Source organism: Methylobacterium sp. GC_Met_2, assembly GCF_026540795.1.
Classification (GTDB): domain Bacteria; phylum Pseudomonadota; class Alphaproteobacteria; order Rhizobiales; family Beijerinckiaceae; genus Methylobacterium.
Genome location: NZ_JALNUM010000014.1, coordinates 66,680 through 75,952 on the forward strand (window position 1 = coordinate 66,680; position 9,273 = coordinate 75,952).

Below are 9,273 nucleotides of genomic sequence, written 5' to 3' on the forward strand. Positions count from 1 at the left end.
CGTGACGCCGGGTGTGAACCCGGCTCCGATCGTCCAGGGGTAGCATGGTGGGCCGCGGCGGTCGGCGGGTCAAATCGGCGCGACGGTCCGCTTTAGTTGTGCGCCTGGATGAAGTTGCGCACCTGCGGGTAGATCTGTGTCTCCCAGCGCCGCCCGGCGAAGACGCCGTAATGGCCGACACCCGCCTGCAGGTGGTGGGTCCGCATGTACGGGGCGAGTCCGGTGCAGAGGTCGTGGGCCGCCATGGTCTGGCCCACGGCACAGATATCGTCCCGCTCGCCCTCGACGGTCATCAGGGCCGTTCGGCGGATGGATCGCAGATCGATCGGCTCGCCGCGATAGGTGACGGCATTGCGGGCCAGGGCATGATCCTGGAACACGGTCTTGACCGTCTCGAGATAGAACTCGGCCGCGAGGTCGAGGACGGCGAAGTACTCGTCGTAGAACGTCTCGATCGCTTCGGCCTTGGCTTGCTCGCCATTGGCCATGTGCCAGAACAGGTCGGAATGGCCCTGGACGTGGCGTTTCGCGTTCATCGACATGAAGGCCGAGACCTGCATGAAGCCCGGATAGACCCGACGGCCGGCGCCCTTGTGCCGGTTCGGAACCGTCGCGATCAGGTTCTGCTCGAACCACGTGATCGGCTTCGAGTTGGCGAGTTCGTTGACGCCGGTCGGGTTGATCCGGCAGTCCACCGGGCCGGCCATGAGGGTCATGCTGCGCGGTGCGGCCGCGTCCTTGGTCTGCGCCATCGCGGCGGCGGCCACCAGCGCCTGTACCGCGGGCTGGCAGACCGCCACCATGTGGGCGCCTTCACCGATCGTCTGCAGGAAGTGGACGAGGTGAGCGACGTAATCGTCGAAGGCGAACGGGCCGTCCGACAGGGGCACGTCGCGGGCGTTGTGCCAGTCGGTGATGTAGACGTCGTGGTCCGGCAGCATGGCGCGCACGGTTGCCCGCAGCAGCGTCGCGAAGTGGCCGGACATTGGCGCCACCATCAGCACTTTGGGCTGCTCGGTGTGTATATCCTTCTTGAAGTGCAGCAGGGTTGCAAACGGCGTCACCACCACCGGCTCCTCGGAAACCGGGACGCTCCTGTTGCCCACGTCCACGGCGGCGATGCCGTAGGGCGGCCGCGTGAAGGTCAGTCCGGCGCGCATCATCATCCGGGCGCCCGCCGACATCCACGTGATCGGCTCGCCGAGGCCGACCCAGGGCGACCAGACATCGTTGAGCAGTTTCCCCCACGACCGCGTCTGGGCGGCGATGTCGGTCTGCAGGTCGAACGCTTCGTACAGCATCGAGCAGGCACTCGCTGAGCCCTGCCCGGCACGCGGGCTAACGGGTCGACAATGGAGGCGGATGCCAGATTAGAATTGCATCGGCTTGGCCGCGCAGAATGGTCGCCTCCCCGAGGGTCGGCAACCGTCCAGAGATCCAGGGTCGCAAAGAAGACTACCGACGTGACTTTGGTGCATCATCGGGATTTCTGACCACACCCTTGACGTCGTCAACACGCTCCCGCCGGAAATCCGTGCGCCATCGATGCCGGAGCGTCCTCACCGAGTCCCGCAATCAGGATGCACGGCGGATGGCGACGTCGATCGCCGTGCGCCGGTGCTCGCAGGCGATCTTGAGGTAGCGATCGCCGCCCCCGGGCAACCCGGCCTGCGCCGCCATGGTCTGCGCGTGCATCAGGCATTCCATCGGAGTGTGGGCCGGCGCGATGATGACGTCGAGTGCGGTATCGCGGGAGCAGTCCTGGGCCAGCAGCGTGCCGGCGCAAACCAGGGCAACGGAGAGCAGTTCAGACATGACGGACCTCGGTTTCGAGTGATCGAAAGGTCCGCGGGGTGCTCTGGCGTGCGAGCCGCCGCGTTGTCGTTGCCTGGGTGCTTCCTCAATGATGTTGACCTGCGGTTGCAGATCTCATGCCATCTACCCGGCGGCCTACCACCGTCGAGGGGTCAGTCGCGCGCCGGCAACCAGCGCGTCTCCGGCTCATTGGCCGGCAGCAGGGCCGCGACGGCATCGAGGTCGACAACATAGTGATCGGTCAGCATCCGCCAGATTTGGTCGGGCGAGTCCGCCTTCGGCCTGAAGCCTTCGAGGGCGCGGGCGACCCGCGCCTTGTTGAGCAGCTTCGGGCGCCGCAACAATGGATCGGCATTCAGCATCCGCGATAACTCCCTCCCGGCGAGCCCGATCATCTGAGATCGTGGTTAACGTTCGGTTACCTCTCGATCTGAGATCTTGCTCTCAACTTGCAGGGGAATTGCCACGACAAGGAATCTTGGGTTTGGCGACCCGCGCGGGGGGCGCCGCAACGTGGCGCTTCGTCGGACGCGCGAGGGCTGCGCTCCGGTTCACAAGGCAACACCCATCCCTTATCAGGCAGGGGAATCAGGCCGGGCCGGCGGGGTAGGGCGCCGCAACGGGCCTGCGCCGCGCTCCGCCGGTCGTGCGAACGGAACATCATGGACGCCATACCAGACGCGATCGGCTCGGCGCAGCGACCGACGGCTCGGCTCGTGCTCGCCTCGGCCTCGCCGCGCCGCCTGGCGCTGCTCCAGCAGATCGGGATCGAGCCCGACGCCCTCCTGCCTGCCGAGATCGACGAGACGCCGCGCAAGGCCGAACCGCCGCGCGACCTCGCCCGCCGTCTCGCGCGGACGAAGCTCGCCACCGCGGAGGCTGCCCTGCATCTGGGCGACAAGACCGCACCGACATGGCTTCTATCAGCCGACACGGTCGTGGCTGTGGGACGGCGCGTGCTGCCCAAGGCCGAGGTCCCGGATGAGGCGGCGGATTGCCTGCGGCTCCTGTCGGGTCGCCAGCACCGTGTCTACACGGCCGTGTGCCTGCTTTCGCCGCGGGGCCGGCGCGAGCGGATTGTCGAGACACGGGTTCGATTCAAGCGCCTTTCGAGCCGGGATATCCAGGGCTACGTGGCCTCCGGCGAATGGCGGGGGAAGGCGGGCGGCTACGCGATCCAGGGGCTGGCCGGCGCGTTCGTGGTCAAGCTGATCGGATCCTACAGTTCGGTGGTCGGGCTGCCGCTCTACGAGACGCAGAGCCTGCTCGATGGCGAAGGCTATCCCATCCGCGCCGGCTGGGGTGGCCTCGCATGACCCGGGAACGCCGCCCAGCCTGCCCGATCTGCCGCAAACCCGCCGAGCCGGAGTACCAGCCCTTCTGCTCGCAGCGCTGCGCCGATGTCGATCTCGGCCGATGGCTCAATGAGCGCTACGCCATCCCCGAGGAGATCGACTCGGACCGGCCGCCACCCGAGCCGGACCCGGAGCCGTGAAATTTTTTACGCCGTTTCGATGCCGCCGGAATGACAGCGACACTGGACAGGCCGCGACGCACTGACTATACCCCGCGGCGTCCGAGGCCGGCATGGCCACGGGCGACGCCCAGGTAGCTCAGTTGGTAGAGCATGCGACTGAAAATCGCAGTGTCGGCGGTTCGACTCCGTCCCTGGGCACCATCCTTTGTAGGCCGACAGGCTCGTTGGAATAAACGACACCTGTTTGGAACTGGCAGGTCCGCCCTGCATATCCTGGGCGATGTTGGAGTTCCGCGACGACCCGGCGGTAATCTTCGACGGTGCGTGTCACGCTGTCGTCGGCCCGAAGGCCGCGATCACGCCGTCGACGTGCAGGACGTCCCCGTGTGGGCTTCCTTCCCGCCAGGGACTGGCATGGTTGCATCGACGCCCGGGCCGCATCTCGATGCGTAGCTCGACTTGCCCCTGAAGTCCCTCGATCCGGCGCGCCAGCTCGCTCCAGGGCAGGCGTCCGAAGATGCCGCTGTTGAGGGAGTCCGTGACGCGGGCCTTGCCGCTCACCGTCGAGAAGGTCTGCTCTAGGCCGTTGCTGTCCCGCCGGTAGCAACGTCCGACGGTGAAAGGCTCGACGGGCGTGACGAAGAAGCGACCGCCCTGTTCCGGATCGAGCATTCGGTCGAACAGGGCCGTGCTGTCCATGTTGGGGACGCACCACCAATCGACCGAGCCGCCCGCCCCGACGAGAGCGACGCTTCGCCCGTCGCCCAGGGCGGCATACTGCCCAAGTGGAAGCGCGTCGCCGTTGCGGATCGCGGTCTCGCTCAAAGCAGGTGAGCGCCGCCGGTCGCCCCGATGAACTCGCCGGTGACGTCGCTCGACTTGGCCATCGCTTGGACTGCTCCGGTCTCTGTCGGGAAGCCGGCGTGCCTTAGCGCCGGAAGGGTTGAATTGGATGCGATGGGTCTACGGATCGTCAAGCGCCCATCGTCATGACGGAGCCGCCATCGACGCGCAGGAACTCGCCGGTGATGAAGCTGGCGTGCTCCGAGCAGAGGAAGACGACGGCGGCGGCGACCTCCTCGGCCTTGCCGCGGCGCTTGGCAACCATGCCGGGGCGCTCCTCATCCAGCGTCTGCTGGATCGCCTCGCCGAAGGTGATACCCTTCTCCTTCGACTTCTTCTCCATCTGCGCGTCGGTCATCGGCGTGGCGATGAAGGCGGGACCGACCGAGTTCACCAGCACGCCGTCCGGCCCGTAGGCCTTCGACAGGCCCTTGGCGAGGTTCAGGACGCCGGCCTTGGCGGCGGCATAGGGCAGCTCCTCGACGTAGGGCTGCACGGCGTCCTCCGAGGAGAACAGCACGATGCGGCCCCAACCCACATTACGCATGCCTGGGATGAAGGCGCGCGTGGCACGAACGCCCGCCATCAGGTCGGTCTGGATCGCCTCCAGCCAATCGTCGTCGGTGAGTTCGAGGAAGTCACCGGACGCGCCGGTGATCCCTGCGGCACAGACCAGGATCGTCGGCTTGTCGTCGAAGGCCATGTTGGCGAATGCGGCGAGCACCTCGACGCCCTTCATACCGCTCAGGTCGGCCGCCACGGCCCTGACCTCGCCGAACGCGGCTAGCTCGGACGCGGCCTTCTGCAATTGCGTGTCGTCGATGTCGGTGAGGACGACCTTCACGCCTTCCCGCAGGAGGAACTCCGCCGTCTTGAAACCCATGCCGGAGTCGCCGCCCGTGACGACGGCGACCCGCCCGCTGATGCCGAGATCCATCTGTTTCATTCCGTCGAGATCAAGGGATTGCCAGGGCGAGGGTCGCCCTGGATCGATGCGTGATCATGGCGGGCGTCAGGCTAGTTCGGGTGGAAGACCACCTTCACGCAACCGTCCTTCTTCTCCTTGAAGGTCTTGTAGAGGTCCGGTCCGTCAGCGAGATTGGTCGAGCGGTGGGTGATCATCGACGTCGTGTCGATCTTTCCCTCCTGGATCAGCTTGGTCAGCGTCTCCAGGTAGCGCTTCACGTGCGTCTGGCCGCTCTTGATGGTCAAACCCTTCTGGACGACCGAGCCCATGTTGATCGGCACCGGCCCGCCGTAGACGCCGGGCACCGACACGATGCCGCACGGACGTACCGCCTTGATGGCTTCCGCCAGGACATAAGGCCGCTCGGTCGAGGTGAGCTTCTCCTGGATGGTCGCGAGCGCACCGGTGAAGCCGCCGTGGCCGGACGATGCTTCCATGCCGACGCAGTCGATGACACCGTCGGCGCCCTGGCCCCTGCTGATCTCCTTGATCCGCTCGAACACGTCCTCCTGCATGAAGTCGATGATGTCGGTGGCGCCTGCCTTCCTGGCCATGGCGATGCGTTCAGGCACGGTCTCGATGGCGATGATGCGCTCGGCACCCATGATCTTCGCCGACTGGATCGCGAACAAGCCGACCGGGCCGGCGCCCCAGACCGCGATGATCTCGCCGCCCTTGATCTCGCAGTGCTCGGCGCCCTGCCACCCGGTAGGCAGGATGTCAGTGAGGAACAGGACCGACTCGTCGTCCATGCCGTCTGGCACCAGCATCGGCGCGACGTCGGCCATCGGCACACGCACGTACTCAGCTTGGCCGCCGGCGTAGCCACCGGTGAGGTGCGAGTAGCCGAACAGGCCGGCGGTGGTGTAGCCGAACTGCTCGGCGGCCATTTTGGCGTTTCGGTTCGAACGCTCGCAGACCGACCAGTTGCCGAGCTTGCACTGGCGGCACTCGCCGCAGTTGATGTTGAACGGCACGACGATGCGGTCGCCCTTCTTGAACTTTTTGTGAGCCCCGCCGACCTCGACGACCTCGCCCATGAACTCGTGGCCGAGCACGTCGCCACTCTTCATGGTCGGCATCAGCCCGTCCATGAGGTGGAGGTCCGAGCCGCAGATGGCGCACGACGTCACCTTGATGACGACGTCGCGCGGGTCCTCGATGATCGGGTCCGGCACCGTGTCGCAACGGATGTCGTTCTTGCCGTGCCAGCACAGGGCTTTCATCGTCGATCTCCGAAAGGGCCGAGACGCATCTCGGCGGGGTGGGAAGGCCTCGCATGGGAGCAGGGCAGCCTGTGGAAATCCTCGTTTTCGTCTGCAGGTTCCGAGGCGCCCTCTCGCGAATGCCCTGCAGGAGCACCGCATCGGCATCGGTCCTTCCTGGTCGGTGGGATCATCCACCCCCCGAAGGCTTCCGCGTCACATCCGACTGGATCGGCACCGCATCGGCCTGGTGGTTATCCCAGGAACCCGACCGGCAGGGCTCATGTTGGCCGTGGCGACAGGAGAACCGCATGACCGAGACATCCACCCGCCCCTTCGCCGTCGTGACCGGCGGCTCGAACGGCATCGGCTTCGAACTCGCCCACCAGTTTGTTACGAACGGTTTCGACGTCCTCATCGCCGCTCAGGATGCCGGACACCTGACGACGGCCGCCGGGCGCCTCGCGACGGACGGCGCGCAGGTCAGGATGCATGCCTCCGACCTTTCGCGCGAGGACGGCGTCGAAAGCCTCGTCGCGGCGATCCGGTCGCTCGGGCGTCCCGTGGACGTGCTGTGCGTCAACGCTGGCGTCGGCTTGGGTGGTCCCTTCGTTGAGACCGACCTCCAGCGCGAACTGAAGATGATCGACCTGAACGTCCGCGGGGCGGTTCAGCTCACCAAACCCGTCCTGAAGGACATGGTGGCAAGAGGCAGCGGCAAGCTGCTCTTCACCTCCTCGGTCGAGGCGTCCATGCCCGATCCGTTCGAAGCCATCTACGGCTCGACAAAGGTGTTCCTGCGCTGGTTCGGCGAGTCTCTGCGCAGCGAACTCAAGGATACCGGCGTCGGCGTGACGATCCTGATGCCGGGGGTGACCAACACGAACTTTTTCAACCGCGCCGAGATGCTCGACACCAAGGCGGGCGTGATGGAAGGTAAGGACGATCCCGCCGTGGTGGCGAAGGCTGCCTTCGAGGCGCTCCAGGCCGGCAAGGACAAGGTCGTCCCGACCGTGAAGAACAAGCTCATGAGCGCCGTCGCGGAGGCGCTGCCTGAGCCGCTCGTGGCGGCCGCGCACCGCGCCTTTGCCAAGCCCGGCTCCGCCAACTGACCCTGCTTCCGTCACTGCGGGCCGACGAAGCCGAGGATCTCCCTGACGAGACCCTCGGCGTTTTCCTCCGGTATCCAGTGGTTCGCCCGCTCGACCGTCCGGAACGTCACGTCCATAGCAACCTCACGCATCATCGCCTCGGTGAACGGGGCGAAGGCGCTTTGCACGCCCGCCATCGCCAGCACCGGCATCGTGAGCTTCCCGTCAAGCTTCACCTCGGCCCTGTTGTGCGCGTCGTCGGCCGGGAAGGCCCGGTAGAGCTCGAACCCGGCCCGCATGGCACCCGGCCGCGAGAAGGCACGCACGTAACGCTGGATCGCGTCCGGGCCGATGGCCTCCGTGTCGTAGGCAAGGTCTTGGTAAAAGCGCTCCAGGTAAAGCTGTTCGCGCCCGGCGGTGAGCAGCTCCGGGACGTCGGGGGCACGGTGGAACTGGAAGTGCCAGAGGCGGACGGTGTCGCCCAGCGCCGTCTGGTAGGCATCGGTGCCCGGCAAGGGCGCCTCCATCACCACGAGCCGCTCGGTCTGCTTCGGGTAGCGGCGAGCGAACGCGTAGGCGACCATCATGCCGATGTCGTGCCCGACCATCGTCACCGGCTGCGTCAGGCCGAGATGGCCGTAGAGCAACGCGTGCAGGTCCCCGGCCATCGTGTGCTTGTCGTAGCCTCCCGGCGGCTTCGAGGTACCTCCGGCTCCGCGGTAGTCCGGCACCACGACACGAAGGCCGGCGCGGACCAACCGCGGCACGACACGACGCCACGCGTAGGCCGTCTCCGGATAGCCGTGGACAAGCACGATCACACGCTCGCCTTCGCCGGCTACGCCGTAGTGCAGGCGCATGCCGGGTTCGATCTCGGCCGAATCCCACTCCACCGCCGTGCCGTCCCATACCTCACGCATCACCGTGCTCCCTCATTGCCCTCCGTGGACCGGAAATGCCGGATGAGCGCCGCCGCCACGGTGTCCGGAGCCTCTCGCGGGGCGAAGTGGCCGACCCCGTCCAGGGTGACGAACTCGAAGGGCCCGTCGAACTTCGACGGTACATCCTTGCTCGCCTCCGGCGGGTTCACGCCGTCGACGGCGCCCTGGATGTAGAGGGTCGGCGTCGAAAGGGTCTTGGTCGCCTTCACCTTCGCCTCAAGCTCGGCCGAACGAGGGTCCGGTTCGGCCTCGTCCCAGCGCGCCTGGTAGGAGTGCAACGTGACGTCGACGAAGTCCGGGTTCTCCCAGGACGCGGCGACCGCCTCGAACGTCCCCTCATCGTACCAGCCGTGCGGGCTCCAATTGTCCCACATGATGCGGCCGAACCCCTTGGGATCGGCCCGCACGGCCTCCTGGCCGCGCTTGGTCGCCTGAAACCAGTGGTACCACTGGCGCTGGCACTGCGGGAACGGCGGGGTCGGCATGCCGCCGAGCCGCGACGGGGTCGAGAGCATCGCCACGCGGGTCACGCGCCCGGGCCAGCCGACCGCCATGGCCTCGGCGGCGTTCGAGCCCCAGTCGTGGCCGGCGACCATGAAGGTCTCGACCCCGAGGGCGTCCATGAGGTCGATGGCATCGAAGGCCAGGATGCCGGAGTTGCCGGTGCGCCGCGTGTCTGCCGAACGAAAGCGCGTACCGCCGAAGCCCCTCAACTCCGGCGTCACCGTCCGGAAGCCCGCCTCGTTCAGATGCGCGGCCACTGTCGCCCAGGTCGTGGCGTCGTCCGGCCAGCCATGGAGCAGGAGGACGGTAGGTCCGTCCGCCAGGCCCGCCAGGTCGACGTTCACATCCAGGAGCGTGGTTTTGACCTGTTTCTCGCTCACGCGAAGCCTCCTTTGGCAGGGCTATGTTTACCGGCGTCCGAAACGCCGTT

Annotated in this window: 11 protein-coding genes and 1 tRNA gene; 4 read left to right on the plus strand and 8 right to left on the minus strand. The window is 66.7% G+C overall.

What is annotated here, in order from left to right; all coding sequences use genetic code 11:
• Window positions 1-92: 92 nt before the first annotated feature.
• From phaZ to OXS49_RS07960, 3 genes are all read right to left on the minus strand, one after another.
• Complete coding sequence (phaZ, locus tag OXS49_RS07950; protein ID WP_267423299.1) at window positions 93-1,301, minus strand: polyhydroxyalkanoate depolymerase; 1,209 nt, start codon at window positions 1,299-1,301, stop codon at window positions 93-95.
• Window positions 1,302-1,575: 274 nt separating this feature from the next.
• Entirely contained in the window at window positions 1,576-1,815 is a 240-nt protein-coding gene (locus OXS49_RS07955; protein ID WP_243920112.1) for a hypothetical protein, read from the minus strand.
• A gap of 152 nt (window positions 1,816-1,967) precedes the next feature.
• Complete coding sequence (locus OXS49_RS07960) at window positions 1,968-2,177, minus strand: hypothetical protein (RefSeq protein ID WP_267423324.1); 210 nt, start codon at window positions 2,175-2,177, stop codon at window positions 1,968-1,970.
• A gap of 300 nt (window positions 2,178-2,477) precedes the next feature.
• Here OXS49_RS07960 and OXS49_RS07965 point away from each other — a divergent pair, with 300 nt between their 5' ends.
• From OXS49_RS07965 to OXS49_RS07975, 3 genes are all read left to right on the plus strand, one after another.
• Window positions 2,478-3,131: a Maf-like protein gene (locus OXS49_RS07965; RefSeq protein ID WP_267423302.1), complete on the plus strand. Its 654-nt coding sequence runs from the start codon at window positions 2,478-2,480 to the stop codon at window positions 3,129-3,131.
• Entirely contained in the window at window positions 3,128-3,310 is a 183-nt protein-coding gene (yacG, locus tag OXS49_RS07970; protein ID WP_244005894.1) for a DNA gyrase inhibitor YacG, read from the plus strand. Before OXS49_RS07965 ends, yacG begins: the two co-directional genes overlap by 4 nt.
• A gap of 107 nt (window positions 3,311-3,417) precedes the next feature.
• Window positions 3,418-3,493: transfer RNA gene (locus tag OXS49_RS07975), tRNA-Phe, on the plus strand.
• Window positions 3,494-3,619: 126 nt separating this feature from the next.
• Here OXS49_RS07975 and OXS49_RS07980 read toward each other — a convergent pair.
• From OXS49_RS07980 to OXS49_RS07990, 3 genes are all read right to left on the minus strand, one after another.
• Entirely contained in the window at window positions 3,620-4,117 is a 498-nt protein-coding gene (locus OXS49_RS07980; RefSeq protein ID WP_267423309.1) for a trehalase-like domain-containing protein, read from the minus strand.
• A gap of 148 nt (window positions 4,118-4,265) precedes the next feature.
• Window positions 4,266-5,072: an SDR family oxidoreductase gene (locus tag OXS49_RS07985; RefSeq protein ID WP_267423312.1), complete on the minus strand. Its 807-nt coding sequence runs from the start codon at window positions 5,070-5,072 to the stop codon at window positions 4,266-4,268.
• Between the two features lie 80 nt (window positions 5,073-5,152).
• The gene (locus tag OXS49_RS07990) at window positions 5,153-6,328 is read right to left on the minus strand and encodes a zinc-dependent alcohol dehydrogenase (protein WP_267423314.1); all 1,176 of its coding nucleotides are present in this window, start codon (window positions 6,326-6,328) and stop codon (window positions 5,153-5,155) included.
• Between the two features lie 290 nt (window positions 6,329-6,618).
• Here OXS49_RS07990 and OXS49_RS07995 point away from each other — a divergent pair, with 290 nt between their 5' ends.
• Complete coding sequence (locus OXS49_RS07995; protein ID WP_267423316.1) at window positions 6,619-7,419, plus strand: SDR family NAD(P)-dependent oxidoreductase; 801 nt, start codon at window positions 6,619-6,621, stop codon at window positions 7,417-7,419.
• A gap of 11 nt (window positions 7,420-7,430) precedes the next feature.
• On the opposite strand, the gene OXS49_RS08000 is transcribed toward OXS49_RS07995, so the two are convergent.
• Together OXS49_RS08000 and OXS49_RS08005 are read right to left on the minus strand one after the other, a co-directional pair.
• On the minus strand, window positions 7,431-8,318 hold the full coding sequence (locus OXS49_RS08000; RefSeq protein WP_267423318.1) for an alpha/beta hydrolase: 888 nt from the start codon (window positions 8,316-8,318) through the stop codon (window positions 7,431-7,433).
• Window positions 8,318-9,223, minus strand: coding sequence for an alpha/beta hydrolase (locus tag OXS49_RS08005; protein WP_267423320.1), 906 nt, complete (start codon window positions 9,221-9,223; stop codon window positions 8,318-8,320). Before OXS49_RS08005 ends, OXS49_RS08000 begins: the two co-directional genes overlap by 1 nt.
• Window positions 9,224-9,273: the final 50 nt, after the last annotated feature.